Origin of the sequence: Burkholderia sp. EMB26, assembly GCF_024730645.1 — a bacterium.
Lineage (GTDB): Bacteria > Pseudomonadota > Gammaproteobacteria > Burkholderiales > Burkholderiaceae > Burkholderia > Burkholderia cenocepacia.
In genome coordinates, this window is record NZ_CP078070.1 from 2,815,142 (window position 1) to 2,842,132 (window position 26,991).

Here is a 26,991-nt window from a genome sequence, read left to right on the forward strand (position 1 = left end):
CCGATCTCCCTCCCACGATACGCTCAGACCGTCAGCTCGCGGACGAAGTCGAGAAACACCCGCACCTTCGCGGCCACGAGGTTCGACGCGTGGTGATACGCGTAGAGCGGAAATGTCTCGTCCGTCCACTCCGGCAGCAGCAGGACCAGTTTCCCGTCGGCAACGATGTCCCGCGCGTAGAGTTCCAGCAATTGCGCGATGCCCGCGCCACCGACGCACGCGCCGAGCAGGCCGCCCGTATCGTTGACCATCAATCGTCCACCGGCATCGAACGGCACCACTTCCTTGCCCCGATGAAATTCCCATTCGTACGGCCGCCCCGTTACCGGGTCGCGGATCAGCACGCAACGATGCCCGTGCGCGAGATCGCGCGGATGACGCGGTTCGCCGTGACGCTCGACATAGGCCGCCGATGCGCAGGTCAGCACGCGCGTCTCGAGCAGTAGCCGCGCACGGTATGACGACGGCTCGGGCACGCCGAAGCGCACGGCCACGTCGAATCCGTCGGCGACGAGGTCGCCCATCCGGTCGCGCACGCTGATCTCGACGGACAGGTCGGGAAAGCGGTCGAGAAACTCCGCCATCCTCGGCGCCAGCACGTAGTGGCCGAACGTGCCGTCCACGTTGACCCGCAGCCGCCCCCTGACGCGTGCCTTCGATCGGCCGGCGTCGATCGCCGCGTCCTCGATGCCGGCCAGCAGCGGCGCGACCGCCTCGTAGAAGCGCCGCCCTTCGTCGGTCAACGTGATCGCGCGCGCCGTCCGGTTGAAGATCCGGATGCCGACCCGCTCTTCCAGCCGCGCGACGGCACGGCTCACCGCCGGCTGCGTCAGGCCCATCGCCTCCCCGGCACGCGCGAAGGTGCCCGCCTCGATCACCGCCGAGAGCACGCCGATTCCGCTCAGAAGCCTGCTGTCGAATGCCATAAGACATACTTTTAGTCATGTATTAACTGAGCATTATTCATTATTTTTATTGATCGCAGAAGCCTACATTTGTCCCTGTCGCCGGATCGAACGGCATTCATCCATTCACCAGGAGCAGGACATGAACACATCGGAACAGGTCGCCCTCGTCACGGGTTCGTCGCGCGGCATCGGCGCGGAAATCGCCCGCCAACTCGCCCGGGACGGCTTCCGGGTCGTCGTCAACTATGCCGGCAGCGCCGGCCCGGCCCGCGAAGTGGTCGACGCGATCGTGGCCGACGGCGGCCATGCCGTCGCGGTGCAGGCGAACGTCGCCGACCCGGCGGCCGTGGCCGCGCTGTTCGATGCCGCCCGCGACGCATTCGGCAGTCTGGATGTGGTGGTCAATTCCGCGGGCGTGATGAAGCTCGCGACCATCGCCGACTGCGACGATGCGCTCTTCGACGAAACGTTCGCCATCAACGTGAAGGGCACCTTCAACGTCTGCCGCGAAGCGGCAAAGCGGGTGCGCGACGGCGGACGCATCATCAACCTGTCGACCAGCGTGATCGGCATGCGCATGCCGACTTACGGCGTGTACGTCGCCAGCAAGGCAGCGGTCGAAAGCCTCACGCAAGTGCTCGCGCAGGAAATGCGCGGGCGCGGCGTCCGCGTGAATGCCGTCGCGCCGGGACCGGTCGCGACCGAGTTGTTCCTGCAGGGCAAGAGCCCGGAACTCGTCGACCGGCTCGCGAAGCTGAACCCGCTCGAGCGGCTCGGCCAGCCCGACGACATCGCGCGCGTCGTCGCGTTCCTCGCCGGCCCGGACGGTGCGTGGATCAACGGCCAGATCCTGCGCGCCAACGGCGGCATGTGCTGACGGCCGCTCGCTGCCACCCTATCTTTCCGCCAGGAGATCGCTCATGAAGGAAGTCGTCCTCGTCACCGGCGCGTCCAGCGGCTTCGGCTTGCTGACGGCCCAGGCGCTCGCCCGCGCCGGTCACACGGTCTACGCGTCGATGCGCGAGAGCGCCGGGCGCAATGCGCCGCGCGCCGCCGCCGTCGCGGCCTATGCGCAAGAACACGGCGTCGACCTGCGCAGCCTCGAACTCGACGTCGGCGACGATGCGTCGGTCGACGCCGCCATCGAGCGCGTGATCGCCGACCACGGCCGTCTGGACGTCGTCGTCCACAACGCCGGCCACATGGTGTTCGGGCCGGCCGAAGCGTTCACGCCCGAACAGCTTGCGCAGCTCTACGACGTCAACGTCGTGTCGACCCAACGCGTGAACCGCGCGGCGCTGCCGCACCTGCGCGGCCAGCGCCGCGGCCTGCTCGTCTGGGTATCGTCCTCGTCGGCGCGCGGCGGCACCCCGCCGTTCCTCGCGCCCTACTTCGCTGCAAAGGCCGCGATGGATTCGCTCGCCGTGTCCTACGCCGCCGAACTCGCCCGCTGGGGCATCGAAACGTCGATCGTCGTGCCGGGCGCGTTCACCCGGGGCACGAATCACTTCCTCCATGCGGGCAAGCCGGCCGATACCGCCGTGCAGGCCGCCTACGACAGCGGGCCGTACGCGGGCGTCGCCGATCAGGCGTTGCGCGGTCTCGCCGCGCTCGAACCGGCGGACGCCGACGCGGGCGCCGTCGCCACGGCGATTGCCGAGCTCGTCGCGGCGCCGGCCGGCAAGCGCCCGTACCGCGTGTTCGTCGATCCGTCGCAGGACGGCGCCGAGGAAGTGTTCCGCGTCGGCGATCGCATCCGCCGCGAGATGTTCAGGAACATCGGGCTCGCCGACCTGCTCGCGCCGCGCGTCGGCGGTTGATCCTTCGCGCGCCGGGCCGGCCGGCGCGCGTCACCCGCGCCCGCAGAACCGGAGAATCGCGTCCGCGACCGCCGCCGCGGATTCACGCTGCGGGAAGTGCCCGATTCCGTCGAGCACCTGCCGCTCGTAGCGCCCGGAGAAGAACCGCTCGCGCCCGGCCGAGCTGTCCGGATGATTGCAGGTGTCCGCGCCGCCGTGCAGCACGAGCGTCGGCACCGCCAGCACGGGCGCCGGGTTCAGCCGCGCGTCGTCGTCGGCATAGGCCGGCGTGCCCGGCGCGAAGCCCCAGCGCTGCCGGTACGAATGCAGCACGACGTCGATCCAGTCGGGTCCGTCGAACGCAACGGCCGCCGCGTCGAAATCGCCGTCGCGATACCAGCCCGGCGGCGACCACGTATCCCACATCAGGCGCGCGAACGCACGGCGGTCGTCGCGCAGCGCCTGCTCGCCGCGCGGCGTCGCCATGAACCAGTGATACCAGTAGTTGCGCGCCTGCTGCAGCGACAGCGGCTGAGCGGGATCGTTGGTGCCGTACCCGACCGACAGCATCACGAGCTGCGATGCGACACCGTCGCGCAACCCGCACGCGTTCGCGGCCGCGCGGGCGCCCCAGTCGTGTCCGACCAGCAGCGGCCGCTCGATGCCGAGCGCATCGACGAATTCGAGCAGGTCGCGCCCGAGCGCCGCGAGCTGGCCGCTGCGCGGCACGGACGCGTCGCGAAAGCGCGTCGGCGCGAAGCCGCGCAACGCGGGCGCGAGCACGCGGTAGCCGCGTGCGGCGAGCGCCGCGGCCACCGCTTCCCAGCCGACCGGGCTGTCCGGCCAGCCGTGCAGCAGCACGGCCGCGCGTTCGCCGCGCGGGTTCCATTCCAGATAGGCAATATCGAGCGACGCGGTGGCCGCATGCGCGTAGGTCGTCATCGTGTACTCCGTGAGGTCAGCCTGAACCTACGATGGTAGGCCGGTCTTTCATCACGATTCACGGAGTATCATGATTCATTCCTCATATTTCGCGTCGAATCGATCCATGGAACCGCCGACCGATCCCGCGTCGACCGCGCTCGACATCGCACTGCTGCGCACCTTTCTCGAAGTCGTCGACCGCCGCGGGTTCGCGCCGGCCGCGGAGCGCCTCGCGCTGACGCCGTCCGCCGTCAGCGGCCACATCAAGCGGCTCGAACAGGCGGCCGGCACCGTGCTGCTGGCGCGCACGACGCGCCGTATCGCGCTCACGCAGGCCGGCGACACGCTGTACGCCTACGCGCGCAACATCGTCGACATGGAGCGGGAGGTGCGCGCGCGGCTGCGCGGCGCGCCGGCGCACGGACCGTTGCGGGTCGGCGCGTCGGAGGACTTCGCCGGCGCGTGGCTGCCGCACGTGTTGCGCACGTTCCGCGACCGCCACCCGCACACGTCGATCGAGCTGAAGGTCGGGATCACCGCGTCGCTGCTGCGCGAGCAGATGCTCGGCCGGCTCGACGTCGTATTCGGCAAGCAGTGCCGGCAGGTCGACGCGCCGGGCGAGCTGCTGTGGGAAGAGCCGCTCGTGTGGGCGTTCGCAGCGGACCGCCCGCTCGACGCAGGCGGCGAAGTGCCGCTCGCGCTGTTTCCGCAGCCGTGCGTCTATCGGGAAGCCGCCGTCGCGGCGCTCGCCGCCGCGCTGCGGCCGTTTCGCGTACTGTTCGAAAGCGGCAGCATGGCCGGTTGCGTGTCGGCCGCGCTCGCCGGCTTCGCGGTCACCGCGCTGGCGCGCAGCCAGCTGCGCGACGGCTTGCGCGAATGCGGGCCGCAGGACGGCTTGCCGGCGCTGCCGGCCGCGCGCTTCCATGCGTTCGCGGCGAAACCGGACGGCCCCGGCGCGGCGTTGATCGAGGCCGTGCGGGACATCGGGCGCGACCGGCGGTTCGCCACGCAGCCCGACTGAAGAGCCGCGCGCGCCGGCCTGCCGGTCAGTCGCCGTCCGAACTCGCTGCTTCGCCGGTCCCCGTCAGCGCATCGGCCATCAGTTCCCCGAACCATTCGATGAACGCATTGAGCCGCCTCGACCGGTGCCGGCGGTGCGGATACACGGCCGACACGTCCATCGGCTCGGCGCGATGGCCGGGCATCACGTCGACGAGCGCGCCGCTTGCCAGCAGATGCTCGACGTCGAAGCGCGGAATCTGGATCAGCCCCATGCCCGCGATGCAGCTGGCGATATAGGTTTCGGCGTTGTTGACGATCACGCGGCTCGGCAGCGTCAGCACGCGCCGCTGCCCGTCCGCGCAGTATTCCCAGCCGAGTTCGCGCCCCGTCGTCGGCGACGCATAGCCGATCGCCCAGTGCCCGTGCGCGAGCGCGTCCGGATGCTCGGGCACGCCGCACTCGCGCAGGTAGTCGGGGCTCGCGCAGTTGATCAGCGTGAACTGCCCGAGCGGCCGCACGACGAGGCTGCTGTCCGCGAGCCGCCCGACGCGAATCGCGCAATCGACGCCCTCCTGCACGAGGTCGATCGAGCGGTCCGTGGAGCCGAGCGACAGCTGCAGCTTCGGATAGCGGCGAAACAGCGACGGCAGCGCGGGCGCCACGACGCGCCGCGCGATCCGGCTCGGCACGTCGACGTTCAGCCGCCCGACCACGTCGTGGTCGCGGCGCCGAAACAGGCGGTCGAGTTCATCGGCCTCCGCGAGCAGGCGCCGGCCGCGCTCCAGCAGCAGCGCGCCGTCGGCAGTCAATTGCACCTGGCGCGTCGTACGGTGCAACAGACGCGTGCCGAGCGCCGTCTCCAGTTGCTGGACGGCCGCCGACACGGTCGCGCGCGGCGCGTCGAGCGCATGCGCGGCCTTGATGAAGCTGCCCATCTCGGCAACCTGCAGGAAGATCCTGACCTGATCCAGCTTGTCCATCGGCGGGAAACCCGGGTTCGAACGACGGTCACCGCCGGCCGCCGCGCATCGCGACCGGCTTCGGCGGCACAGAGAAAACGGGCGCGCGGCCTCGTGGCTGCGCGCCCGTCCATTGTCCACGCAAACGCGCCAGTGCGGTGCGCCGCGCGGCCGCGAGCGGCCCGGTTACTTGGTCGTGTAGCCGCCGTTGATCAGGATCGTCTGGCCGGTGATCCACCAGCCGTCGGTCACCAGATGGCGGATGAACGGGACGACGTCCTCGATGTCGGTCAGCCCCGTCTTGCTGAACGGCGACAGCGCGGCGGCCGTCTTGTGATACGCGACCGCGTCGGCGCCTTCGGCCGGATAGAAGAACGGCGTGTCCATCGGGCCCGGCCCGACGGCCGTCACCGAGATCCCGCGCGCGCCGTACTCCTTCGACGCCGCGCGCGTGAAGTGCTCGACCGGCGCCTTCGACCCTTCGTACGCCGCGTAGAACGGCGTGAACGCGCCGAGCAGCGACGTCACGAGCGTGACGAGCTTGCCGTGATCCTCGAGATGCCGGCCTGCTTCCTTGATGAAGAAGAACGCCGACTTGCTGTTGACCGCGAACATCTCGTCGTACTCGGCCTCGCTGATCTCGGTGAACGGCTTCTTCAGCACCTTGCCGACCGTGTTGATCGCGATGTCGATCTTGCCGAAGCGCTGCTTCGCGTCGTCGAACAGCTTCTCGACCGCGGCGGCCGTCGTCAGGTCCGCCTGGAACGTCGCGGCTTCCGCGCCGGCCGCACGGACCGCCGCGGCGGTCTCCTCGGCCTGCGCCTGCGATGCCGCGCTGTTGTAGTGAATCGCCACCGCCTTCGCGCCGTGGCCCGCCAGGTCCCGGGCGATCAGGCCACCGAGATTCTTTGCCCCGCCTGCGATCAGGACGACCTTGTCTGCGAGCGTATGAGTTGCCACGGTTGACTCCTTTTTTCGTTGGACGAAGCTAGGAGTGTAGGCATCCGCGCCCGGTCGATCAGCCGGCTGCGGCTGGATGGATTATCCAGAAAACCGATCCAATCCGAGCCGCGCAATGTGGCGTGCCGCACCGACGGCGGCGCCGGATTCCGGCATGCCAATGCGCGAGCGCCGGCCGACTCAGCGCGCGTACAGCGCCGCGTCGATCTTGCCGAGCAGCCACTGCATGCCGGCCAGGTGCTGCTGATCGTGGCTGCACAGGTAATGGACCAGCCCGCGCACGGTCAGCGAACCGTAGCCGTCGAACTCGCCGGTACGCGCGAACTGTTCGGGCGTGAGGCGCGACAGCAGCGCCAGCGTCTCGCGTCGTGCGTCGCGAATCGCCGCGAGCACGTCGGACGCATACGCGTCGTCGTAGCGCCGCTCGATCGCGAGTGCGTCGCCGTCGAGCGAGACCAGCAGCGGCCGGTCTTCGTCGAGCATGCGTCGCAGCCGTACGTGATAGCCGTCGATCTCGATGTCGCGCACATGGCAGAGTTGCCCGAGCGGCGAGAAATGCTCGCTCGGCATGCCGGACCAGTCGTCGGGGGTCCAGCGCGCATAGCCGTCGGGCACGGCCGCGAAATGCGCTTCGAGCTGACGGGGAAAATCGGCGAGTGCGTCGAGCGTCGTCGGATTCATGCGGGAGACTCCCTGTCGGATAAAGGCGGGCGGCAACCCTGGCACGGGCCTGCCGCCGCCGTTGCGTCACTTCACGCTGAAGCCGTACGCGCCCTGCGTGCGATGCCCGTCGGTCGCGACGGCCACCCACTTCACCGTGTACGCGCCCGTACCGGGCGCCGCGAGCGGCACCGTCATCCGCTTGCGGTTCGACGCGTCGATGCGCGCGCGGCCGTCCGACACCGTCTTGCCGGCGCCGTCGACGACGACGATCGAGCTGAATGCCGGCTCCAGCGGCTCGGTGAAGTCGATCGTGACGGCGGCCGGTGCGGCAGCCAGCGCCGCGCCCGCCACCGGGTCGCTGTGCGCGAGATGCGCGTGCGCGAACGCGGCCGACGAAACGGTCGCGGCCACGATGACGGCGGCAACGTGTCGGCCGAACGGGAACGAATCGAAAGGCATGGACTTTCCGTGAAGAATGAACGGGGCGCCGCGCACCGCGCAGCGTTCCGGCAGCTTACCAGCGCACGCGCGTTCATGCCGGCCGGGCGCCGGTGCTTGATAGAATGCGCGCGCTATGGATCTCGAAAGCATTCTCTACACCCAGGGCTTCGGCTCGCGTCGCCAGTGCCGCGGCCTGATCGAAGCCGGCCGCGTCGCCGTCGCGGGCGCCGCCGCGACCGACCCGGACGCCGCGTTCGACACCGACGGCCTCGTGTTCTCGGTCGACGATGCGGCATGGCCGTTCCATGCGCGTGCGTATCTCGCGCTCAACAAGCCGGCCGGCTACGAGTGTTCGCGCGATCCGCAGCACCATGCGAGCGTGTTCAGCCTGCTGCCCGCGCCGCTCGTCGCGCGCGGCGTGCAGTGCGTCGGCCGGCTCGACCAGGACACGACCGGCCTGCTGCTGCTGTCCGACGACGGCCAGTTCGTGCACGCGTACACGTCGCCGAAGCGCAAGGTGCCGAAGACCTACGTCGCGACCGTGCGCCACCCGCTCGACGACACGCAACTGCACGCGCTGCGCACCGGCGTGCAACTGCACGGCGAGCCGAAGCCGATCGCGGCCGTCGCGGCCGACGCCCGCGCCCCGCACGCGCTCGCGCTGACCGTCCTCGAAGGCAAGTACCACCAGGTCAAGCGGATGGTCGCCGCGGCGAGCAACCGCGTCGAATTGCTGCATCGCGAAAGCATCGGCGGCTTCACGCTGCCGGCCGACCTCGCGCCCGGCGCATGGCGCTGGCTCGACGAAGCCGACCTTGCCGCACTGCGCAATCCCGTCAAAACCCTGTAAGGGAAAATCCGCACGACCGTTCGGTGTCCGGCCGCCTCTTTGCCGCAGGTTCCCCCGCTATACTGAAATCACAAGCTGCAAGAGCAGCGATGCAGGGGAGACATCATGAACATCGACCATTCTTTCGAACTGTCGTCCGTGATGATCGCGTTCGCGGTCATCGGCGTCATCGTGATCGGCGGCCTGCTGGCCGCGATGCATCTGAAGCACAAATATCACCCGAACCTGATCGGCGCGCTGATCGGTGCGCTGCTGTGCTTCCTGCTGATCGAGGCGTTACCGGCGCTCACCTGACGCGCTGCCCGGCGCGAGCGTTTGAAGGAAATCGTCTACGGTCGGATAGCGCAACGTCACGCACAATTCGGCCTTGAGCCGTGCGTTGGACAGGCGCCGCGACTCGCGCATGAACGACAGCAGCGTCGGCTCGAGCAGACGCTCGGCGTCCGCGCGGCTGACGCGCGGCGGCCTCGGCAGGCCGAGCACCTGCGCGACCCGGTCGAAATACTCTCCCATCCGCAGTTCCGTGTCGTCCGACGCGTGCACGACGCGCGCCGGCTTGCCGCGCACGGCCGCACGACGCAGGATCGCCGCGAGATCGTCCGCGTGGATGTGGTTCGTGTATACGTCGTCGGCCGGCTCGAGCGCCGGCGTGCCGCGCTCGAGCCGCGCGACCGGCAGGCGGTTCGCCGCGTAGATGCCGGGGATGCGCACGATGCGCGCGGACAGCACGCCGCGCACCGTCGCCGCACGCAGTTGCCGCTCGGCCGACACGCGCCGGAACGCGCGCGGATTCGCCGGGCGCAGCGGCTGCGTTTCGTCGATGCGCGCGCCGCCGCAGTCGCCGTAGACGCCCGTCGTACTGGCGTAGACGAGCGTCGGCGCGCGAAGACCGTCGGGTACAATACGCGCTGCCCGAACGGGCGCGCCGGCCTGTCGGGCCGCGGTGCGCAGCGTTCGGAGCCGGCCGACCGCCGGGGCCGGCGGTGCCGCCGGCCGACGCGCGGGCATGGACGTTGCGGCGATCAGCGCACGCGTGCGCCGGTCGTCGCGGCCGTCGGATGGCGGCGGGGCGAGATGCAGGATCGTGCGGGCGAGGCCCGCGAGACGGCCGAGCGTCGCCGGGCGATCGAGGTCGCCGACGATCGGCGTCGCGCCCGCGGCGCGCAGTTCGTCGCGGCGGGCCGAGTGGCTCGTCAGCGCGAGGATGCGCAGATTGCGGCGCGCGTCACGCCATTGCGCGACGCAGCGCATGCCGACGTCGCCGCAGCCGACGATCAGTACGCGCGGCCGGCGCAGGATTCGTGTCGCGATCATGTTGGTTGCGAAATCAGTAGCCGCCGTTGCGCGACGCGCAGCGGTTTTGCATTGTAGCTGCCGTGCGCGACATGCACGGTCCCCCCATTTTGTTCTAGTTTGGTTCTATGGCATTCAACGTCACTCTCAAGCAAAGCGGCCGGCAATTCCAGGTCGAGTCGGACGAAACCGTGCTGGCGGCCGCGCTGCGCCAGAACGTCCATCTGCCGTACGGCTGCAAGAACGGCGCGTGCGGCTCCTGCAAGGGCCAGATCGTGTCGGGCCAGATCGAACAGGGCCCGCACGCCGCGTCGGCGCTGTCCAACGACGAACGCACGCGCGGCCTGGCGCTGCTGTGCTGCTCGAAGGCGCAATGCGACCTCGAGATCGACGTGCGCGAGATCGCCGGCGTCGACGGCGTGCAGGTCAAGAAGCTGCCGTGCCGGATCGCCGCGCTCGAACGCAAGGCGGACGACGTGATGGTCGTGAAGCTGCAGTTGCCCGCCAACGAACGCCTGCAGTACCTCGCGGGCCAGTACGTCGAATTCATCCTGAAGGACGGCTCGCGCCGCAGCTACTCGATGGCGAACGCGCCGCACGAGGAAGGCCCGATCGAGCTGCACATCCGCCACATGCCGGGCGGCAAGTTCACCGACCACGTGTTCGGTGCGATGAAGGAGCGCGACATCCTGCGCTTCGAAGGCCCGCTCGGCACGTTCTTCCTGCGCGAAGACTCCGACAAGCCGATCGTGCTGCTCGCGTCGGGCACCGGCTTCGCGCCGATCAAGGCGATCATCGAGCATGTGAAGCATTCGGGCATCACGCGCCCGATGACGCTTTACTGGGGCGCGCGCCGCAAGAAGGACATCTACCTCGCCGAGCTCGCCGAGCAGTGGGCGCGCGAGATCCCGAACTTCAAGTACGTGCCGGTGCTTTCCGAGCCGGACGACGCCGACCAGTGGACGGGCCGCACGGGCTTCGTCCATCGCGCGGTGATCGAGGATCTGCCCGACCTGTCCGGCCACCAGGTGTACGCGTGCGGCGCGCCGGTGATGGTCGAATCCGCGCAGCGCGACTTCACGCAGCACCACGCGCTGCCGGCCGACGAGTTCTACGCGGACTCGTTCACGAGCGCCGCCGATCTCGCGCATCCGGTCTGAACACCGGGCGCGACCGCACCCCGCCGTGCGCCGCCGCGTCACATCCGTGGCATCGCGGCGGTTTACAGTGGGGCGCGGGATGCCTTATGCTTGCGCACATGAACCGCTTCCTGTCCGCTCTCCGACGTCGCCGCTCGCCGCTCCGCCCGGATGCCGCCGGCTCGTCACGGACTCGCGCGTAACCCTCCTCCGCTTCATCGGTTACGCACAAGCTGTTCGACCCACCAGCCACGGCCTTCCGTGGCTTTTTTATTGCCCGTTTCCCTTTCAACGCCCGCTGGAGTCTGCTGCCATGCCCCTGAACGATTATCCGATCGACTCGCTGATGTACATCACGAACCGCCCCGACATCGTGTTTACGCACGGCAAGGGTTCGTGGCTCTACGATCACACGGGCAAGCGCTATCTGGACTTCATCCAGGGCTGGGCCGTCAACAGCCTCGGCCACTGCAACGACGGCATCGTCGAGGCGCTGAAGACGCAGGCCGACAAGCTGCTGAACCCGTCGCCCGCGTTCTACAACGAGCCGATGGCGAAGCTCGCGGGCCTGCTCACGCAGCACAGCGTGTTCGACAAGGTGTTCTTCACGAACAGCGGCGCGGAAGCGAACGAAGGCGCGATCAAGCTCGCGCGCAAGTGGGGCCGCAAGTTCAAGAACGGCGCATACGAGATCATCACGTTCGACCACAGCTTCCACGGCCGCACGCTCGCGACGATGTCGGCCAGCGGCAAGCCGGGCTGGGACACGATCTACGCACCGCAGGTGCCGGGCTTCCCGAAGGCCGAGCTGAACAACATCGCGTCGGTCGAGAAGCTGATCACCGACAAGACCGTCGCCGTGATGCTCGAACCGATCCAGGGCGAAGGCGGCGTGATTCCGGCGACGCGCGAATTCATGCAGGCGCTGCGCGCGCTGACGAAGCAGCACAACCTGCTGCTGATCGTCGACGAAGTGCAGAGCGGCTGCGGCCGCGCGGGCACGCTGTTCGCGTACGAGCTGTCCGGCATCGAGCCGGACGTCATGACGCTCGCGAAGGGCATCGGCGGCGGCGCACCGCTCGGCGCGCTGCTGTCGAAGGCCGACGTCGCGGTGTTCGAGGCCGGCGACCAGGGCGGTACGTACAACGGCAACCCGCTGATGACGGCGGTCGGCTATTCGGTGATCTCGCAGCTCGTCGCGCCCGGCTTCCTCGAAGGCGTGCGTGCGCGCAGCGAATACCTGAAGCGCAAGCTGCTCGAACTGTCGGAGGAGCGCGGCTTCGAGGGCGAACGCGGTGAAGGCCTGCTGCGCGCGCTGCTGCTCGGCAAGGACATCGGCCCGCAAATCGTCGAGAAGGCGCGCGACATGCAGCCCGACGGCCTGCTGCTGAACGCCGCACGCCCGAACCTGCTGCGCTTCATGCCCGCGCTGAACGTGACGACCGAAGAAATCGACCAGATGATGGCGATGCTGCGGTCGATCCTCGACACGCTGTAAGGAGACCGCCGCGATGGATGCCGCCGCCGATGCTGTCGCTATCCGCCCGTTCGAACGCGCCGACACCGATGCCGTGCTCGCGGTATGGCGCGACGCGTTCCCGCACTACGACGAAGCCGGTGCGCCGCCGCACCGCGATCCGCTGCGATCGATCGAGCTGAAGCTCGCGACCCAGCCGGAACTGTTCTTCGTCGCGACCAGCGGCGCGCGGGTCGTCGGCACGCTGATGGCCGGTTTCGACGGACATCGCGGCTGGCTCTACTCGTTCGGCGTCGCGAACGACGCGCGCCGGCTCGGCGTCGGCCGCGCGCTGATCGCGCATGCGGAAAGCGCGCTCGCCGCGCGCGGCTGCCTGAAGATCAACCTGCAGGTGCTGCCCGGCAACGACGACGCATGCCGCTTCTATGCGGCGCTCGGCTATCGCGTCGAGGAACGCATCTCGTTCGGCAAGACGCTGCCGGCCGCGTAAGACCGCCGCCGGCCGATTCAGCGCGTGATCGGCCCCGCGCCCGGCAGCGGATTGCCGAGCGCGTCGGTCGGCACGGCCTGCTGCTCGAACGCCGCGAAATACGCGGCCCACTGCGATTCGCTCACGCGCACCAGCAGCGCGCCGTCCTGCCACACGTCGTTGTGGTCGTTGTGGTCGTCGCCCGCGCGATGCAGGTAGTGCGGGCCCGTCGAGCCCTGGTTCATGTGCGTGTCGTGGATGCCGTTGCCTTGCGCATAGGTGCGTCCGAACACGACGACGTCGAGGCCCTGCGACTGCGCGGCGCTCACCAGCCGCAGCAGCGACGGGATCGGCTCCGGATGCTCGGTGCCGTCCATCACCGCGCTCGCGCGCCACGCGCCCGTCTCGTTCAGGATGTCGCTGCGCAGGTAGTCGAGCGCGGGCAGCGCGGTCTGCCCCGTCAGATCGGTATAGCCTTCGGCCGCGGCGGCGAGCGTCTGCGTGACCGGATGGTGGAAATCGTAGACGAGCTTGTAGTTCAGCAGGTCGTCCGCGTCGTTGGTGCCGACGTTGATCGCGACATCCCAGTCGCCCGCCGGCAGCGCCAGCGTCAGGTGAACGTGATACTGGATCTCGCTGCCGTGCGGCGAGCCCTTCAGCTTCGCCACCGACGTCACCTTCGCCTTCACGAAACCGTAGTCCAGACTCATGCGTGTTCTCCGTGTCCCGATGGGTCATCGATGCTACGCAGCCCGTGTGTCGGTTTGCCGACGGCCGGCCGCGGTGTCGCCGGCACGCGATGCAGCCTGCGCAGTGCAACAGTCGAATGGAGTCGCCTTTGCGCGCACAGTTCGACGCGAATCGCGCACGACGAAAAAAACCGTCACGGTTTCCCGTGACGGTTTTTCGACAGCCCGGATGCGCCATGCGCAACCGGGCCCGCGCGTTCGATCGCTTACTCGCCCAGATACGCGGCGCGCACCTTCGGATCGTCGAGCATCTGCTTCGCGTCGCCTTCCATCGTGACCGTGCCCGAATCCATCACGTAGCCGCGGTCGGCCGCCTGCAGCGCGAGGCGTGCGTTCTGCTCGACCAGCAGCACCGTGATCCCCTCCTTCGAGATCTCGCGCACCACTTCGAAGATCTTCTCGACCATGATCGGCGACAGGCCCATCGACGGCTCGTCGAGCAGCAGCAGCTTCGGCTTGGAGAGGATCGCGCGCGACATCGCCAGCATCTGCTGCTCGCCTCCCGACAACGTGCCCGCGAGCTGCGTCGCCCGCTCCTTCAGGCGCGGGAAGAAGCCGAACATCCGGTCGACGTCCTTCTTGATCTGCTCGTTGTCGTTGCGCAGGTACGCGCCCATCTGCATGTTCTCGATGATCGACATCCGCGCGAAGATCCCGCGGCCTTCCGGCACCATCGCGAGGCCGCGCTTGAGCAGTTCGTGCGGCGGGATGCCCTTGATCGACTTGCCGTCGTACTCGATGTCGCCCGCCGAGTACGGCTTCAGGCCGGTGATCGCCTTCATCGTCGTGGTCTTGCCGGCGCCGTTCGCACCGATCAGCGTCACGAGCTCGCCCTGACGGACTTCCATGTCAACGCCCTTGACGGCCTGAATGCCGCCGTAGTTGACCTGCAAGCCCTTGATTTTCAACATTGCCGCTGCCATCAGTGCACCCCTGCGCCGAGATATGCCTCAATCACCTTCGGATTCTTCTGCACGTCCTGCGGCAGACCCTCGGCGATCACCTTGCCGTAATCGAGCACCGTCATCCGGTTGCACAACCCCATCACGAGCTTCACGTCGTGCTCGATCAGGAGAATGGTGCGGCCGTCCGAGCGGATCTTGTCGAGCAGGCGCGTGAGTTCGACCTTCTCGGTCGCGTTCATCCCGGCCGCCGGCTCGTCGAGCGCGAGCAGCTTCGGGTCGGTCGCGAGCGCGCGGGCGATTTCGAGACGACGCTGGTGACCGTACGACAGGTTGCGCGACGTGTAGTCCGCGTACTGCAGCACGCCGACGTATTCGAGCAGCTCGATCGCGCGCTCCTTGATCTCGCGCTCTTCCTGACGTTCGGCCGGCGTCTGGAACACCGCGCCCAGCAGACCGTGCTTGGTGCGCACGTGGCGGCCCACCATCACGTTCTCGAGCGCCGTCATCCCGCCGAACAGGCGGATGTTCTGGAACGTGCGCGCGATGCCGGCCTTGGCCACCTGGTGCACGGCCGTCGGCGTGTAGTTCGTGCCGTCCAGCTTGAAGTCGCCGGAGTCCGGCGTGTAGAGGCCCGTGATCACGTTGAAGAACGTCGTCTTGCCGGCCCCGTTCGGGCCGATCAGACCGTAGATCTCGCCTTCGCGGATCTGCAGGCCGACGTCGGACAGTGCCTGCAGCCCGCCGAAGCGCTTGTTCACGCCCGAGACGGACAGTCGGATTTGCTTGTCGCTCATGTGTGTATCCCCTTGTCCGTAGGTTAAGCGCGCACCGGCTTCTTGCTGTTGCGCTTCGCCAGTTTCGCGATCTTGTCCTCATGCTTCGGCGCGGGCCACAGGCCTTCCGAGCGGTACAGCATGATGATCACCATCGCGAGGCCGTACAGCGCCTGACGGATCACTTCGGTATCGACGATGTCGTGACCGAACAGCGCGTGCTGCAGCGGGCTCATCGTCGAGCGCAGGAATTCCGGGAAGATCGCGAGCAGCACCGCGCCCAGGATCACGCCCGGGATGTGGCCCATGCCGCCGAGCACCACGCAGGCGAGCACGACGATCGATTCCCAGAACGTGAACGACTCGGGCGACACGAAGCCCTGGAACGCGCCGAACATCGAGCCCGACAGGCCGCCGAACGACGCGCCCATCGCGAACGCGAGCAGCTTCACGTTACGGGTGTTGATGCCCATCGCCTTCGCGGCGATTTCGTCTTCGCGGATCGCGGCCCACGCGCGGCCGATACGCGAGTGCTGCAGACGCGTACACACCCAGATCACCAGCAGCGAGCAGAGCACGAACAGGTAGTAGTACATGTACACCGACGGCAGCTGGAAGCCGAACAGCGTATGCGTCTGCGACAGGTTGAAGCCGCCGACGTGCACCGGATCGATGCCCGTGATCCCCTTCGGGCCGTTGGTGATGTTCACCGGACGGTCGAGGTTGTTCATGAAGATCCGGACGATTTCACCGAAGCCGAGCGTGACGATCGCCAGGTAGTCGCCGCGCAGGCGCAGCGTCGGCGCGCCGAGCAGGATCCCGAAGGTCGCCGCCAGCGCCATCGCGATCGGCACGATCAGCAGGAACGGCACGTGCAGGCCGTTCGGCGCGAGCGCCGCGATCCACTCGAACTGCGAGGTCAGGTGCGGCGAGCTCAGCAGCGCCGCCGTGTAGGCGCCCACCGCGTAGAACGCGATGTAGCCCAGGTCGAGCAGGCCGGCGAAGCCGACCACCACGTTCAGGCCCAGCGCGAGCATCACGTACAGCATCGCGAAGTCGAGCACGCGGACCCAGTAGTTGCCGCCGGCCGAGCCGATCACGATCGGTGCGGCGATCACGAGGACGGCAGTGAGGAGGCCGATGACGACGGTCTTGGCGGTGTTGCGCTCTTCGACCAGCGACGTCGACGATTCGATCGGTTGAATGGATGTCATGTTGTTTGCTCCCCTTCCGTTACGCGCGGTCCGCGACACGTTCGCCCAGCAGGCCCGACGGACGGAACACCAGCACGATGATCAGCACGATGAAGGCGAACACGTCCTGGTAGTTGCTGCCGAATACGCCACCCGTAAGGTTGCCGATGTAGCCGGCCCCGAGCTGCTCGATCAGGCCGAGCAGCACGCCGCCGACCATCGCGCCGCCGAGGTTGCCGATCCCGCCGAGCACCGCCGCGGTGAACGCCTTCATGCCGGGGATGAAGCCCATGTAGAAGTGCACGTTGCCGTATTCGGACGCGATCATCACGCCGGCCAGCGCGGCGAGCGCGGAGCCGATCATGAACGTCGCCGAGATCACGAAGTTCGGGTTCACGCCCATCAGGCTTGCCGTATTCGGGCTTTCGGCGATCGCGCGCATCGCGCGGCCGAGCTTGGTCTTGTGCACGAGCAGCAGCAGGCCGCCCATCACGATGAACGCGACCGCGATGATCACGATTTCCGTGACCGAGATCACGGCGCCGGGCGTCGTGTCGGTCGCCTTGATCACGTTGATCGGGTCGGTCGGCAGCAATTGCGGGAACGGCAGCGGGTTGCGCGACCAGATGATCATCGCAGCCGTCTGCAGCAGGATCGACACGCCGATCGCGGTGATCAGCGGCGCGAGACGCGGCGCGCGGCGCAGCGGCCGGTACGCGACGCGTTCGATCGTGAAGCCGACGAACGCACAGACGACCGCGGCGATGCCCAGGCCGATCGTCAGCGTCGCGACGTTGCCGAGTCCGGGAAAGTGGTTCTGCAGCACGGTGATGGCCGACAGCGCAACCATCGCGCCGATCATCAGCACGTCGCCGTGCGCGAAGTTGATGATGCCGAGAATGCCGTACACCATCGTGTATCCCAACGCGATGATGGCGTACACACTGCCGAGCACCAGCCCGTTGAGAACCTGCTGGACGAAAATATCCATTTAAAGCTCCTTGGCCCGTGCTGCCGGAGGACGTTGCGCCCCGCGGGTAAGCGAGGAATCGCGCCTTCTCGGCGACACTGCGGGTACTAGTCGATACCGGTAAGGGTGGATCGTCCCGGCGCGCGCCGCCCGGCCTGTACGGCCGGACCTGCCGCCGGAGCGGATACAAAAACGGCACCGCACTGTTCCGGTGCCGTCATGAGTCCCGTCGCTAAATCGTCACGACATCGAGGACGGTGTTCGTGGCCTCCTTGAAGTCGTGGGGCAGCATGCCGAGACGGCCGTCGTCCGGTTTCCCGGCATCCGTGCCTTGGCCCGTCCGGCGCCGCGCAAGCAGCGCGCCCGGACGGATCGGATTCCGCGCCGCGTCGCCCGGCAGGGCGTTGCGGCAGTCGCGCCCGACTTTCGTCAGGACTGCATCGGAATCCATCGTACGAACCAGACTGCGCGTCACGACACGGTCGGTCGCGGCGGCGCGCTGTTTCGTCGAATCGAATTGAAGGGGGGACAGTGGCTTCGGCACGCTGCCGGCAACGCCGCGATCATCCGGCATCCGTCGACCGGCGGCTTGCCGCGACGCAGTCTGCATGCCCGCTGCCCGGCCCGTCGTCAGGCCAAGCGCGTTGATGTCCTCGATCGTCAAACCTGCCCCGTTTTCCTTGTCCCTGCCCAGTTGCGCGATACGGCGCGCCGATGGCGCCGCACGTCCGGCTCCGGCGACGCGCACGCCGCTGGCCGATGATGCCGCGATTACCGCAGCGTCCCTGCCCGCCCCGTCGTCGCTCTTTTTGCTGCAGCCGGCAAGCATTGCAACCGGTGCGGCGACGGACACGGCGTAAGCCAACTTCACATGCATTGAATGGTCTCCCGCGCCTTGCCAAAACCCGATTTCAAAGCCATTCCGGCTTGAAAACGGGCGCATTGTAACTCCATTTATAGGACGCCAATAATCCTGATTCGATGGGGTTTTCCTGCATTGCAACCAATTTTGAGAAACGATTGGATGAGGCGGGAGCAACCGGGTTGCACCATGATTGGGAATAATGGTTGCGATTACAATTTCGAGACACCAAAAAAAAGCGCGCCGGGAGGCGCGCTTCGGTGTTCCGCGGGTGCGATGCGGCAATCAGGCGGCGGGCGGCAGGTTCAACCCGCGCGGCAGCGGAAACGACACGTTTTCCTCGATGCCGTCGAGTGCGCGGACGTTGCGCACGCCGAGCTCGCGCAGCCGCGCGATCACGGCCTGGGCGAGCACCTCGGGCGCCGACGCGCCGGCCGTCACGCCGATGCGGCGCTTGCCGGCGACCCACGCCGGATCGATCTGGTCCGGTGCATCGACCATGTACGCGGCCACGCCGCGCTTCTCGGCCACTTCGCGCAGCCGGCTCGAGTTCGAGCTGTTCGGACTACCGACCACGATCACGACATCGCATTGCGGCGCCATGAACTTCACCGCGTCCTGGCGGTTCTGCGTCGCGTAGCAGATGTCCTGCTTCTTCGGCTCGCGGATCTTCGGATACTTCGCCTTCAGCGCGCCGATGATCTCGGCCGCGTCGTCGACGGACAGCGTCGTCTGCGTGACGAGCGCGATGCGCTCGGGATCGGCGAGCTCGAGCTTCTGCACGTCCTCGACACTTTCGACGAGGTGCATGCCGCGCTCGACCTGGCCCATCGTGCCTTCGACTTCGGGATGGCCCTTGTGGCCGATCATCACGATGTCGACGCCGTCCTGGCGCATCTTCGCCACTTCGACGTGCACCTTCGTGACGAGCGGGCAGGTTGCGTCGTAAATGCGCAGCCCGCGCACGTCGGCCTCGTCGCGCACGGCCTTCGACACGCCGTGCGCACTGAAGATCACGGTGTTGCCGGCCGGCACTTCCTCGAGTTCCTCGACGAAGATCGCGCCCTTCTTTTTCAGATCCTCGACCACGTACTTGTTGTGGACGATTTCGTGACGCACGTAGATCGGCGCACCGTGCATCGCGATGGCGCGCTCGACGATCTCGATCGCGCGATCGACACCCGCGCAGAAACCGCGCGGCTGGGCCAGCAGGATTTCGGCGTCGGCGGCGACGGTCTGCCCGGACAGCGTATCGGTGGTACTCATGATTACAGGATTCCGATGATTTTCACTTCGAACGTGAGCGCCTGGCCCGCGAGCGGATGATTGAAGTCGAACAGCGCCGAGGTCTCGCTGACTTCCTTCAGCACCCCCGCGTAGCGACCGCCATCCGGTGCGTTGAACTCGATGAGTTCGCCCGGCGTGAAATCGTCGCCGACCATCCCGTTCTCGCGCAGCGTCGCCAGCGTCACGCGCTGGAGCATGTCGGGATTGCGGGGGCCGAACCCCTGATCGGGGGCTAGCTGAAAAGTCGAATGGTCGCCGACCCGGAGCCCGAGCAGAATCTGTTCCAGCGACGGCGCCAGCTGCCCCGCGCCCAGCAACAGCGTGGCCGGCTTGTCCGAAAAGGTGTTGACGATGTCGGCGCCGTCGGCCAGTGCCAGCCGGTAATGCAACGTGACGTGGGAACCGGGCTTCACTTCGGATAGATCGATGAGGCTCATGAATTACTCGTTCAGTCGGCGCCCGCTACGGCCGAATGGCCCGGCGCAAAGCCAATATTGTAAGTCACCTGAGCGTGCAAGGCGGAAAGTGCGACGACGTTGCGCACGCCGCCCGCCGCCAATGGAGTTCCGACCATGCTGTCACCCTGCCTCATCGCGCCGCCGGCCGAATGCCGCGACACCGCCGACACGCCGGCCGATCCGCCCGGCCGCGTGATCCCGATCAACCGTCGCAGGCGCCGCCCGGGCGACTGGCGGCCCGAGCGGCCACGCGAGCGATTGCTGGAGCGCGGGCCGGCCGCGCTGACCGACGACGAGCTGATCGCGCTGCTGCTCGGCACCGGCAAGCCCGGTCACGACGTCTTCGTCACCGCCCGCGCACTGGTCGAGCAGTTCGGCACGTTGCGCGGGCTGCTCGAAGCGAGCGCCGACGATTTCGAGGCGTACCCCGGCATCGGCCCCGCACGCTCCGCGCGACTCGTCGCGGTCACCGAGATCGCGCGGCGCATGCTGGTGGAGAAAGCGGAAGAACGGATGCCGATCGACTCGCCCGGCGCGGTCGAGGATTGCTTGCGACTGAAGATCGGCACGCGCCAGTACGAAGTGTTCATCGCGGTCTATCTGGATGCGCGCAACCGCCTGATCGACATGGAGGAAATCGCGCGCGGCTCGCTCACGCGCATGGCCGTCTATCCGCGCGAGATCGTGCGCCGCGCGATGAAACACAACGCCGCGGCGCTGATCGTCGCGCACAATCATCCGTCGGGCGCGGTACAGCCGAGCGCGGAAGACCGCCGCCTGACCCGCGTGCTGAAAGACGCGCTCGAGCTCGTCGACGTGCGACTGCTCGATCACGTCGTCGTCGGGGTCAGCGATACTTTCTCGTTCGCGCGGGCCGGTTGGCTGTAGACTGTGGCGCGGCGGCCCGTCCCAGGGCGCCGCAACGACGAAGCGAAATTGGGTTTGATTTTTCTGAACTTTTTCTGCTAGAATCGTCGTCTGTCTTTTTTCCAACCAGTTCTAGCCATCGAAGGGCCTTGTCTGTAAGGGCTACGGCGTTCTGAGTGCAGCCATGGATCACGTGGCGGTGCGATGGAACCTTCACCGGCGATCGAACCCCGAATTTAGCGTATTAGGAGTGCTCTCATGGCACGCGTATGCCAAGTAACTGGGAAAGCGCCGATGAGCGGCAACAACGTTTCCCACGCCAACAACAAGACGAAGCGTCGCTTCCTCCCGAACCTGCAGAACCGCCGGTTCTGGGTTGAGAGCGAAAACCGCTGGGTGCGCCTGCGCGTCTCGAACGCCGGCCTGCGCCTGATCGACAAGAACGGCATCGATTCCGTGCTCGCTGACCTGCGCGCACGCGGCGAAGCCTAAGCCCAAGGAGCACAATCATGGCAAAAGGCGCCCGCGACAAGATCAAGCTCGAGTCGACCGCTGGTACGGGTCACTTCTACACGACCACGAAGAACAAGCGCAACATGCCGGAAAAGATGGCGATCAAGAAGTTCGATCCCGTCGTCCGCAAGCACGTTGAATACAAAGAAACCAAGATCAAGTAATCTCCGGTTTCTGCCAGCCTGACGGCGACCGAAAAGCCCCGCACATGCGGGGCTTTTTGTTTTGCGCGGTTTTTGCGCGCACGCGTGAGCCCGACGCGGTATGCTCTCCCCTTTCCGCGGCCGCGGTCGACGGAACGCAAGATCAAAAGCGTAACGATGGAGATGCAGCATGAAATTCGACGTGGCGATCGTCGGCAGCGGCCTGGCAGGGCTGTCGGTCGCACTCAATCTGGCCAGCACGCGACGTGTCGCGCTGATCGCGAAACGTTCGATGATGGAGGGGGCGAGCGATAACGCGCAGGGCGGCATCGCGGCGGTCCTCGACTCGGCGGACAGCATCGAGAACCACGTCGACGACACGCTGGTCGCCGGGGGCGGCCTCTGCGACGAAGGCGCGACGCGCTACATCGTCGAGCACGGCCGCGAAGCCATCGAATGGCTGATCTCGCAAGGCGTGCCGTTCACGAAGGACGACGCGGCCGAACTCGGCTTTCACCTGACGCGCGAAGGCGGCCACAGCCATCGCCGGATCATCCATGCGGCCGATGCGACCGGCCATGCGGTGCTCGCGACGCTGTCGGCGCGCGCGCGCCAGCATCCGAACATCACGTTCTTCGAAAATCATCACGCGATCGACCTGATCACGTCGGATCGGCTCGGCCTGCCCGGCCGCCGCTGCCACGGCCTGTATGCACTCGACGTCGACAACGACCGCACGATCACGATCGAGGCGCCGCACACGGTGCTCGCCACCGGCGGCGCCGGCAAGGTCTACCTGTACACGACGAACCCCGACACCGCGACCGGCGACGGCATCGCGATGGCGTGGCGTGCCGGCTGCCGCGTGTCGAACATGGAATTCATCCAGTTCCACCCGACCTGCCTGTTCCATCCGTACGCGAAATCGTTCCTGATTTCGGAAGCCGTGCGCGGCGAAGGCGGCCTGCTGAAGCTGCCTGACGGCACGCGCTTCATGCCGTCGCACGATCCGCGCGCCGAACTCGCGCCGCGCGACATCGTCGCGCGCGCGATCGACTTCGAGATCAAGAAGCGCGGGATCGACTGCGTGTATCTCGACATCAGCCATCAGCCGGAAGCGTTCCTGCGCGAACATTTCCCGACGATCCATGCGCGCTGCCTCGAATTCGGCATCGACATCGCGAAAGAACCGATCCCGGTCGTGCCGGCCGCGCACTATACGTGCGGCGGGGTCGTCACCGATCTCGCCGGACGCACCGACCTCGCCGGCCTGTACGCGGTCGGCGAAACCTCGTACACGGGGCTGCACGGCGCGAACCGGCTCGCGAGCAACTCGCTGCTCGAATGTCTGGTGATCGGCCGCGCGGCAGCCGAGGCGATCGAGGCGGCCGGCTTCGACGTCGACACGCCGGCCGCGCTGCCCGCGTGGGACGAAAGCCGCGTGTCGGACGCGGACGAGGAAGTCGTCGTGGCCCACAACTGGGACGAACTGCGCCGCCTGATGTGGAACTACGTCGGCATCGTGCGCACCGACAAGCGCCTCGAGCGCGCGAAACATCGCCTGTCGCTGCTGCGCGACGAGATCCACGAGTACTACGCGAACTTCCGCGTGACGCGCGATCTGCTCGAACTGCGCAACCTCGTCGACGTGGCAACGCTGATCGTGAAAAGCGCGCACTCGCGCCGCGAAAGCCGCGGGCTGCACTACAGCCGCGACTGGCCGCATACGCTGCCGAAAGCATTGCCGAGCGTGCTCACGCCGCGCGTGCGCCGCTGAGCGGCGCGCCGCCCTTCCGCGGCCGCGGCAGCACAAGAAAAAAGCCGTTGGCGCTTGCGCGCCAACGGCTTTTTGTCTGATCGGATGATGTTCGGTCAGTCGACGATCCGCATCGAATAATCGGTCGCCCGCACATCCTTCGTCAGCGCGCCGATCGAGATGCGATCGACGCCCGTCTCCGCGAACGTGCGGACCGTCTCGAAATTGACGCCGCCCGAGACTTCGAGCACGGCCTTGCCATCCGCCACGCGCACCGCTTCGCGCATCATGTCGAGCGTGAAGTTGTCGAGCAGCACCGACTGCGCCCCGTGCGCGAGCGCCGTGTCGAGCTGCGCGAGCGTCTCGACTTCGACCTGCACGGGCACGCCCGATTTCAGCGCGAACGCCGCATCGAGCGCCTCGCCGACACCGCCTGCCGCCGCGATGTGGTTCTCCTTGATCAGGATGCCGTCGTACAGCGCGAGACGCTGGTTCTCGCCGCCGCCGACCCGGACCGCATACTTCTGCGCGAGCCGCAGCCCCGGCAACGTCTTGCGCGTATCGAGGATCTTCGCGCGCGTGCCTTCGACGCGGTCGACGTAACGGCGCGTCGCCGTCGCGACGCCCGACAGCAACTGCAGGAAGTTCAGCCCGTTGCGCTCGGCCGTCAGCAGCGCGCGTGCCGGCCCTTCGAGTTCGCAGACGGTCGAATCGGCCGTCATCCGGTCGCCTTCGCGATAGCGCCAGTGCACGACGATCGACGGATCGATCCGTGCGATCACGGCCTCGAACCACGGTACGCCGCACAGCACGGCTTCCTCGCGCACGATGATCCGCGCGCGGCGGTGCTCGCCGGCCGGCACGAGCCGCCCGGTCTGGTCGCCGGCACCGACGTCTTCGGCGATCGCATCGGCCACGTTGCGCGCGATCGCTTCGTCGAATGCCGCGCCGTACTGCGCGCGGACGGCTTCGAACAGCGGGGATACGGCGTTGCTCATGCGGCCCCCACGTTCGCGAACAATTGCTGGTCGCGCTGCAGGTCGCCGCTCGCCTGCACGCGCTTCTTGTGCGCAGCCGCGAATTCGAGCATCCGGTCGATCGGCAAACGCGCGCGCTCGCCGATCGCGGGATCGACGAAGATCTCGTTGTGACCGCGTTCGAGCACGTCGGCGAGGTTCGCGAGGCCGTTCATCGCCATCCACGGGCAATGCGCGCAGCTCTTGCAGGTCGCGCTGTTGCCGGCCGTCGGCGCGGCGATGAAGGTCTTGCCGGGCGCGGCAAGCTGCATCTTGTGCAGGATGCCGAGATCGGTCGCGACGATGAAGCGGGTCGCGTCGAACTTGACGGCCGCGTCGATCAGCTGCGTGGTCGAGCCGACGACATCGGCCTGCGCCACGACGTTTTCCGGCGACTCGGGATGGACGAGCACCTTCGCGTCCGGATATTCGGCGCGCAGCAGGTCGAGCTCGATGCCCTTGAACTCGTCGTGGACGAGGCACGAGCCCTGCCACAGCAGCATGTCCGCGCCGGTTTTCTTCTGGATGTAGCTGCCGAGATGGCGGTCCGGCGCCCAGATGATCTTTTCGCCGCGCGCGTGCAGGTCGGCCACGATCTCGAGGCCTATCGACGACGTGACCATCCAGTCCGCGCGCGCCTTCACGGCCGCGCTGGTGTTCGCGTAGACGACGACGGTACGGTCGGGATGCGCATCGCAGAATGCCGAGAATTCGTCGACCGGGCAACCGAGGTCGAGCGAGCAGGTCGCGTCGAGATCGGGCATCAGGATCCGTTTGTTCGGGCTCAGGATCTTCGCGGTTTCGCCCATGAAGCGCACGCCGGCGACGACCAGCGTCTGCGCGTCGTGATCGCGGCCGAAGCGGGCCATTTCGAGCGAATCCGCCACGCAGCCGCCCGTTTCGTCGGCCAGTTCCTGCAGTTCGGCGTCCACGTAGTAGTGGGCGACCAGCACGGCCTTTTCACGGGCAAGCAACGCCTTGATGCGTGCTTTCAGCGCAGCGCGTTCCTCGGCGGACGGCGCATCGGGCACCTTGGCCCATGCCTGCCCCACGCCGCACACGGTCCCGGCTGCGACGGGCCGGTCGTACTCGACGGGTTTGATCGTCGATTGCATCTCCATATCTCCTGTCGATCAGCGTTGGCGCTTGAGCGCTTACCCTGATCCCATGCTACGCGGTCGATCGGCGTTGGCGCGTTCGCGCCTGCCCCGATCCCATCCCTTTCATTCGCCCCGGGACACCACCCGCCACGGCCCCAAGCGTCAGACAAATCCCGGCCCGCCGACGCGCTTCACAAACCGGCGGCCCAAATGAAAAAACCCCGCCAACGCGGGGTTTGTGACGTCCTGAGATTCTAATCGATTTCGAATCAGGCGTAGCGACGCAGGCGCGTCGCGAATTCCTGCAGCGCCTTGATGCCGCTTTGTTCTGCGCGATGGCACCAATCCTGCAATTGCGCGAGAAGCTGTTCGCGCGACGCGGTCGAACGATCCCAGATCGCGGCCAGATCCTGGCGCAGCTGGAAGTACGTATGCAGCTTCTGGCTGTTCGCGAAGATTTCCGGCAACAGCTTCTTCTGCGGCTCGTCGAGACCGTCGGCGTCCTTGTGGAACCACTTGCGGGCACCGCGCATCAACTGGTACTTCTCGCTCGAACCGAGTTCCTTCAGGTGCGCGAGCTCCTGGCGGTACGCACGCTTCACGGCCTTGCCGTAGCTCGCCATCACTTCGTAGCGGTTCGACAGCACGGCCTGCAGCGTTTCCTGATCGAGCACCGTCTTCGGCTTGTTCAGGCGCGGCGTCGGCGCGACCTTCTTCACCTTCGCGAGACCGAAGGCCGACATGATGCGGATGTACATCCAGCCGATGTCGAACTCGTACCACTTGTTCGACAGCTTCGCCGACGTCGCGAACGTGTGGTGGTTGTTGTGCAGCTCTTCGCCGCCGATCACGATGCCCCACGGGAACAGGTTCGTGCTCGCGTCGGCCGAGTTGAAGTTGCGATAGCCCCAGAAGTGACCGAAGCCATTGACGACACCGGCCGCCCAGAACGGGATCCACACCATCTGCACGGCCCAGACGGTCAGGCCGAGCACGCCGAACAGCGCGACGTCGATCACCATCATCAGGCTCACGCCGAGGATCGGGTACTTCGAATAGAGGTTGCGTTCGATCCAGTCGTTCGGCGTGCCGTGGCTGAACTTGCGCATCGTCTCTTCGTTCTTCGCTTCCGCGCGATACAGCTCGGCGCCCTCGAGGAACACCTTCCAGATGCCGCGCGTCTGCGGGCTGTGCGGATCTTCCTCGGTCTCGCACTTCGCATGGTGCTTGCGGTGAATCGCGGCCCACTGGCCGGTCAGCATGCCGGTGGTCATCCACAGCCAGAGACGGAAGAAGTGGCTCGCGATCGGATGCAACTCCAGCGCGCGGTGCGCCTGGCAGCGATGCAGGTAGACCGTCACACCGATGATCGTGACGTGCGTGACGGCGAGCGCGAACAGCGCGACCTGCCACCACGAAAAATGCAGGAGCCCGTGGGAAAGAAAATCGAGCAGGGAATTCAACAAGGCAGTTACCTGTGATGAGAGCGACGCCGCACCGGCGTCAGAAGAATGA

30 protein-coding genes are annotated in these 26,991 nt (G+C 67.1%); 12 read left to right on the forward strand and 18 right to left on the reverse strand.

Going from position 1 to position 26,991, the window contains the following annotated elements:
- Nucleotides 1-23 precede the first annotated feature (23 nt).
- On the reverse strand, nt 24-926 hold the full coding sequence (locus KU887_RS13265; RefSeq protein ID WP_006482979.1) for a LysR family transcriptional regulator: 903 nt from the start codon (nt 924-926) through the stop codon (nt 24-26).
- 121 nt (nt 927-1,047) lie between these two features.
- On the opposite strand from KU887_RS13265, the gene KU887_RS13270 reads away from it, so the two are divergent.
- Together KU887_RS13270 and KU887_RS13275 are read left to right on the forward strand one after the other, a co-directional pair.
- A complete protein-coding gene (locus tag KU887_RS13270) occupies nt 1,048-1,785 on the forward strand; it encodes an SDR family oxidoreductase (protein ID WP_212252373.1) in 738 nt (245 codons plus the stop codon).
- A gap of 43 nt (nt 1,786-1,828) precedes the next feature.
- The gene (locus KU887_RS13275) at nt 1,829-2,728 is read left to right on the forward strand and encodes an SDR family oxidoreductase (RefSeq protein WP_258250205.1); all 900 of its coding nucleotides are present in this window, start codon (nt 1,829-1,831) and stop codon (nt 2,726-2,728) included.
- A gap of 30 nt (nt 2,729-2,758) precedes the next feature.
- Here KU887_RS13275 and KU887_RS13280 read toward each other — a convergent pair whose 3' ends face one another.
- Nucleotides 2,759-3,649: an alpha/beta fold hydrolase gene (locus KU887_RS13280; RefSeq protein WP_034201447.1), complete on the reverse strand. Its 891-nt coding sequence runs from the start codon at nt 3,647-3,649 to the stop codon at nt 2,759-2,761.
- 106 nt (nt 3,650-3,755) lie between these two features.
- Here KU887_RS13280 and KU887_RS13285 point away from each other — a divergent pair, with 106 nt between their 5' ends.
- The gene (locus tag KU887_RS13285) at nt 3,756-4,652 is read left to right on the forward strand and encodes a LysR family transcriptional regulator (protein ID WP_060264769.1); all 897 of its coding nucleotides are present in this window, start codon (nt 3,756-3,758) and stop codon (nt 4,650-4,652) included.
- A 25-nt stretch (nt 4,653-4,677) separates the two neighbouring features.
- On the opposite strand, the gene KU887_RS13290 is transcribed toward KU887_RS13285, so the two are convergent.
- The 4 genes from KU887_RS13290 to copC all read right to left on the reverse strand — a co-directional run bounded on the left by KU887_RS13290 (nt 4,678) and on the right by copC (nt 7,674).
- Nucleotides 4,678-5,613: a LysR family transcriptional regulator gene (locus tag KU887_RS13290; RefSeq protein ID WP_006482774.1), complete on the reverse strand. Its 936-nt coding sequence runs from the start codon at nt 5,611-5,613 to the stop codon at nt 4,678-4,680.
- Nucleotides 5,614-5,778: 165 nt separating this feature from the next.
- The gene (locus tag KU887_RS13295) at nt 5,779-6,552 is read right to left on the reverse strand and encodes an SDR family oxidoreductase (protein WP_006478064.1); all 774 of its coding nucleotides are present in this window, start codon (nt 6,550-6,552) and stop codon (nt 5,779-5,781) included.
- Nucleotides 6,553-6,732: 180 nt separating this feature from the next.
- Nucleotides 6,733-7,233, reverse strand: coding sequence for a DinB family protein (locus KU887_RS13300; RefSeq protein WP_034201446.1), 501 nt, complete (start codon nt 7,231-7,233; stop codon nt 6,733-6,735).
- Between the two features lie 66 nt (nt 7,234-7,299).
- Nucleotides 7,300-7,674 carry a copper homeostasis periplasmic binding protein CopC gene (gene copC, locus KU887_RS13305; protein ID WP_006496132.1) on the reverse strand — a complete coding sequence of 125 codons (375 nt, stop codon included), beginning with the start codon at nt 7,672-7,674 and terminating at the stop codon, nt 7,300-7,302.
- A gap of 115 nt (nt 7,675-7,789) precedes the next feature.
- Here copC and KU887_RS13310 point away from each other — a divergent pair, with 115 nt between their 5' ends.
- Nucleotides 7,790-8,506: a 16S rRNA pseudouridine(516) synthase gene (locus tag KU887_RS13310; RefSeq protein WP_006482773.1), complete on the forward strand. Its 717-nt coding sequence runs from the start codon at nt 7,790-7,792 to the stop codon at nt 8,504-8,506.
- A 105-nt stretch (nt 8,507-8,611) separates the two neighbouring features.
- Nucleotides 8,612-8,800: a hypothetical protein gene (locus KU887_RS13315; RefSeq protein WP_006496133.1), complete on the forward strand. Its 189-nt coding sequence runs from the start codon at nt 8,612-8,614 to the stop codon at nt 8,798-8,800.
- Here KU887_RS13315 and KU887_RS13320 read toward each other — a convergent pair.
- Nucleotides 8,783-9,820: an NAD-dependent epimerase/dehydratase family protein gene (locus KU887_RS13320; RefSeq protein WP_258250206.1), complete on the reverse strand. Its 1,038-nt coding sequence runs from the start codon at nt 9,818-9,820 to the stop codon at nt 8,783-8,785. The genes KU887_RS13315 and KU887_RS13320 overlap by 18 nt on opposite strands.
- Nucleotides 9,821-9,927: 107 nt before the next feature.
- On the opposite strand from KU887_RS13320, the gene KU887_RS13325 reads away from it, so the two are divergent.
- The 3 genes from KU887_RS13325 (at nt 9,928) to KU887_RS13335 (ending at nt 12,905) form a co-directional block, all read left to right on the forward strand.
- On the forward strand, nt 9,928-10,959 hold the full coding sequence (locus KU887_RS13325; protein WP_006478058.1) for a CDP-6-deoxy-delta-3,4-glucoseen reductase: 1,032 nt from the start codon (nt 9,928-9,930) through the stop codon (nt 10,957-10,959).
- 292 nt (nt 10,960-11,251) lie between these two features.
- Nucleotides 11,252-12,436 carry an acetylornithine transaminase gene (locus tag KU887_RS13330; RefSeq protein WP_006488944.1) on the forward strand — a complete coding sequence of 395 codons (1,185 nt, stop codon included), beginning with the start codon at nt 11,252-11,254 and terminating at the stop codon, nt 12,434-12,436.
- Between the two features lie 13 nt (nt 12,437-12,449).
- Nucleotides 12,450-12,905 (forward strand): GNAT family acetyltransferase, encoded by a 456-nt coding sequence (locus KU887_RS13335; protein ID WP_006488959.1) that lies wholly within the window; start codon nt 12,450-12,452, stop codon nt 12,903-12,905.
- A gap of 17 nt (nt 12,906-12,922) precedes the next feature.
- On the opposite strand, the gene KU887_RS13340 is transcribed toward KU887_RS13335, so the two are convergent.
- The 8 genes from KU887_RS13340 to KU887_RS13375 all read right to left on the reverse strand — a co-directional run bounded on the left by KU887_RS13340 (nt 12,923) and on the right by KU887_RS13375 (nt 20,060).
- The gene (locus tag KU887_RS13340; protein ID WP_062884361.1) at nt 12,923-13,594 is read right to left on the reverse strand and encodes a DUF2278 family protein; all 672 of its coding nucleotides are present in this window, start codon (nt 13,592-13,594) and stop codon (nt 12,923-12,925) included.
- 245 nt (nt 13,595-13,839) lie between these two features.
- A complete protein-coding gene (locus tag KU887_RS13345; protein ID WP_012492822.1) occupies nt 13,840-14,556 on the reverse strand; it encodes an ABC transporter ATP-binding protein in 717 nt (238 codons plus the stop codon).
- Nucleotides 14,556-15,332: an ABC transporter ATP-binding protein gene (locus KU887_RS13350; RefSeq protein ID WP_006478053.1), complete on the reverse strand. Its 777-nt coding sequence runs from the start codon at nt 15,330-15,332 to the stop codon at nt 14,556-14,558. Before KU887_RS13350 ends, KU887_RS13345 begins: the two co-directional genes overlap by 1 nt.
- Before the next feature lie 23 nt (nt 15,333-15,355).
- A complete protein-coding gene (locus tag KU887_RS13355) occupies nt 15,356-16,525 on the reverse strand; it encodes an ABC transporter ATP-binding protein (protein WP_006488940.1) in 1,170 nt (389 codons plus the stop codon).
- A gap of 19 nt (nt 16,526-16,544) precedes the next feature.
- On the reverse strand, nt 16,545-17,495 hold the full coding sequence (locus KU887_RS13360; protein WP_006488946.1) for a branched-chain amino acid ABC transporter permease: 951 nt from the start codon (nt 17,493-17,495) through the stop codon (nt 16,545-16,547).
- Nucleotides 17,496-17,706: 211 nt separating this feature from the next.
- On the reverse strand, nt 17,707-18,417 hold the full coding sequence (locus KU887_RS13365; RefSeq protein WP_006488963.1) for a hypothetical protein: 711 nt from the start codon (nt 18,415-18,417) through the stop codon (nt 17,707-17,709).
- 204 nt (nt 18,418-18,621) lie between these two features.
- A complete protein-coding gene (gene ispH / locus KU887_RS13370; protein WP_006488968.1) occupies nt 18,622-19,602 on the reverse strand; it encodes a 4-hydroxy-3-methylbut-2-enyl diphosphate reductase in 981 nt (326 codons plus the stop codon).
- Between the two features lie 2 nt (nt 19,603-19,604).
- Entirely contained in the window at nt 19,605-20,060 is a 456-nt protein-coding gene (locus KU887_RS13375) for a peptidylprolyl isomerase (protein ID WP_006496137.1), read from the reverse strand.
- A 135-nt stretch (nt 20,061-20,195) separates the two neighbouring features.
- On the opposite strand from KU887_RS13375, the gene radC reads away from it, so the two are divergent.
- The 4 genes from radC (at nt 20,196) to nadB (ending at nt 23,381) form a co-directional block, all read left to right on the forward strand.
- Nucleotides 20,196-20,969 (forward strand): DNA repair protein RadC, encoded by a 774-nt coding sequence (radC, locus tag KU887_RS13380; RefSeq protein ID WP_048984577.1) that lies wholly within the window; start codon nt 20,196-20,198, stop codon nt 20,967-20,969.
- A 237-nt stretch (nt 20,970-21,206) separates the two neighbouring features.
- Nucleotides 21,207-21,440, forward strand: coding sequence for a 50S ribosomal protein L28 (gene rpmB / locus KU887_RS13385; protein WP_004186391.1), 234 nt, complete (start codon nt 21,207-21,209; stop codon nt 21,438-21,440).
- Nucleotides 21,441-21,457: 17 nt separating this feature from the next.
- Entirely contained in the window at nt 21,458-21,625 is a 168-nt protein-coding gene (gene rpmG, locus KU887_RS13390; RefSeq protein WP_006478046.1) for a 50S ribosomal protein L33, read from the forward strand.
- Between the two features lie 169 nt (nt 21,626-21,794).
- On the forward strand, nt 21,795-23,381 hold the full coding sequence (nadB, locus tag KU887_RS13395; RefSeq protein ID WP_258250420.1) for an L-aspartate oxidase: 1,587 nt from the start codon (nt 21,795-21,797) through the stop codon (nt 23,379-23,381).
- A gap of 95 nt (nt 23,382-23,476) precedes the next feature.
- On the opposite strand, the gene nadC is transcribed toward nadB, so the two are convergent.
- The 3 genes from nadC to KU887_RS13410 form a co-directional block, all read right to left on the reverse strand.
- Complete coding sequence (nadC, locus tag KU887_RS13400) at nt 23,477-24,358, reverse strand: carboxylating nicotinate-nucleotide diphosphorylase (protein WP_006488948.1); 882 nt, start codon at nt 24,356-24,358, stop codon at nt 23,477-23,479.
- A complete protein-coding gene (gene nadA / locus KU887_RS13405) occupies nt 24,355-25,491 on the reverse strand; it encodes a quinolinate synthase NadA (protein WP_048984591.1) in 1,137 nt (378 codons plus the stop codon). Before nadA ends, nadC begins: the two co-directional genes overlap by 4 nt.
- Nucleotides 25,492-25,745: 254 nt before the next feature.
- On the reverse strand, nt 25,746-26,942 hold the full coding sequence (locus tag KU887_RS13410; protein ID WP_006491832.1) for an acyl-CoA desaturase: 1,197 nt from the start codon (nt 26,940-26,942) through the stop codon (nt 25,746-25,748).
- Between the last annotated feature and the right edge of the window lie 49 nt (nt 26,943-26,991).

Bases quoted from the DNA above. Each gene is read 5' to 3' on its own strand.
- KU887_RS13310 (WP_006482773.1), top strand. From the start codon at position 7,790: ATGGATCTCGAAAGCATTCTCTACACCCAGGGCTTCGGCTCGCGTCGC.
- KU887_RS13355 (WP_006488940.1), bottom strand. From the start codon at position 16,525: ATGACATCCATTCAACCGATCGAATCGTCGACGTCGCTGGTCGAAGAG.
- KU887_RS13360 (WP_006488946.1), bottom strand. From the start codon at position 17,495: ATGGATATTTTCGTCCAGCAGGTTCTCAACGGGCTGGTGCTCGGCAGT.
- nadA (WP_048984591.1), bottom strand. From the start codon at position 25,491: ATGCAATCGACGATCAAACCCGTCGAGTACGACCGGCCCGTCGCAGCC.
- KU887_RS13290 (WP_006482774.1), bottom strand. From the start codon at position 5,613: ATGGACAAGCTGGATCAGGTCAGGATCTTCCTGCAGGTTGCCGAGATG.
- rpmG (WP_006478046.1), top strand. From the start codon at position 21,458: ATGGCAAAAGGCGCCCGCGACAAGATCAAGCTCGAGTCGACCGCTGGT.
- KU887_RS13285 (WP_060264769.1), top strand. From the start codon at position 3,756: ATGGAACCGCCGACCGATCCCGCGTCGACCGCGCTCGACATCGCACTG.
- KU887_RS13280 (WP_034201447.1), bottom strand. From the start codon at position 3,649: ATGACGACCTACGCGCATGCGGCCACCGCGTCGCTCGATATTGCCTAT.
- KU887_RS13265 (WP_006482979.1), bottom strand. From the start codon at position 926: ATGGCATTCGACAGCAGGCTTCTGAGCGGAATCGGCGTGCTCTCGGCG.
- radC (WP_048984577.1), top strand. From the start codon at position 20,196: ATGCTGTCACCCTGCCTCATCGCGCCGCCGGCCGAATGCCGCGACACC.
- KU887_RS13275 (WP_258250205.1), top strand. From the start codon at position 1,829: ATGAAGGAAGTCGTCCTCGTCACCGGCGCGTCCAGCGGCTTCGGCTTG.
- KU887_RS13335 (WP_006488959.1), top strand. From the start codon at position 12,450: ATGGATGCCGCCGCCGATGCTGTCGCTATCCGCCCGTTCGAACGCGCC.
- KU887_RS13315 (WP_006496133.1), top strand. From the start codon at position 8,612: ATGAACATCGACCATTCTTTCGAACTGTCGTCCGTGATGATCGCGTTC.
- KU887_RS13300 (WP_034201446.1), bottom strand. From the start codon at position 7,233: ATGAATCCGACGACGCTCGACGCACTCGCCGATTTTCCCCGTCAGCTC.
- KU887_RS13330 (WP_006488944.1), top strand. From the start codon at position 11,252: ATGCCCCTGAACGATTATCCGATCGACTCGCTGATGTACATCACGAAC.
- KU887_RS13325 (WP_006478058.1), top strand. From the start codon at position 9,928: ATGGCATTCAACGTCACTCTCAAGCAAAGCGGCCGGCAATTCCAGGTC.
- KU887_RS13345 (WP_012492822.1), bottom strand. From the start codon at position 14,556: ATGGCAGCGGCAATGTTGAAAATCAAGGGCTTGCAGGTCAACTACGGC.
- rpmB (WP_004186391.1), top strand. From the start codon at position 21,207: ATGGCACGCGTATGCCAAGTAACTGGGAAAGCGCCGATGAGCGGCAAC.
- KU887_RS13340 (WP_062884361.1), bottom strand. From the start codon at position 13,594: ATGAGTCTGGACTACGGTTTCGTGAAGGCGAAGGTGACGTCGGTGGCG.
- KU887_RS13375 (WP_006496137.1), bottom strand. From the start codon at position 20,060: ATGAGCCTCATCGATCTATCCGAAGTGAAGCCCGGTTCCCACGTCACG.
- KU887_RS13270 (WP_212252373.1), top strand. From the start codon at position 1,048: ATGAACACATCGGAACAGGTCGCCCTCGTCACGGGTTCGTCGCGCGGC.
- nadC (WP_006488948.1), bottom strand. From the start codon at position 24,358: ATGAGCAACGCCGTATCCCCGCTGTTCGAAGCCGTCCGCGCGCAGTAC.
- KU887_RS13365 (WP_006488963.1), bottom strand. From the start codon at position 18,417: ATGCGCCCGTTTTCAAGCCGGAATGGCTTTGAAATCGGGTTTTGGCAA.
- ispH (WP_006488968.1), bottom strand. From the start codon at position 19,602: ATGAGTACCACCGATACGCTGTCCGGGCAGACCGTCGCCGCCGACGCC.
- KU887_RS13320 (WP_258250206.1), bottom strand. From the start codon at position 9,820: ATGATCGCGACACGAATCCTGCGCCGGCCGCGCGTACTGATCGTCGGC.
- copC (WP_006496132.1), bottom strand. From the start codon at position 7,674: ATGCCTTTCGATTCGTTCCCGTTCGGCCGACACGTTGCCGCCGTCATC.
- nadB (WP_258250420.1), top strand. From the start codon at position 21,795: ATGAAATTCGACGTGGCGATCGTCGGCAGCGGCCTGGCAGGGCTGTCG.
- KU887_RS13350 (WP_006478053.1), bottom strand. From the start codon at position 15,332: ATGAGCGACAAGCAAATCCGACTGTCCGTCTCGGGCGTGAACAAGCGC.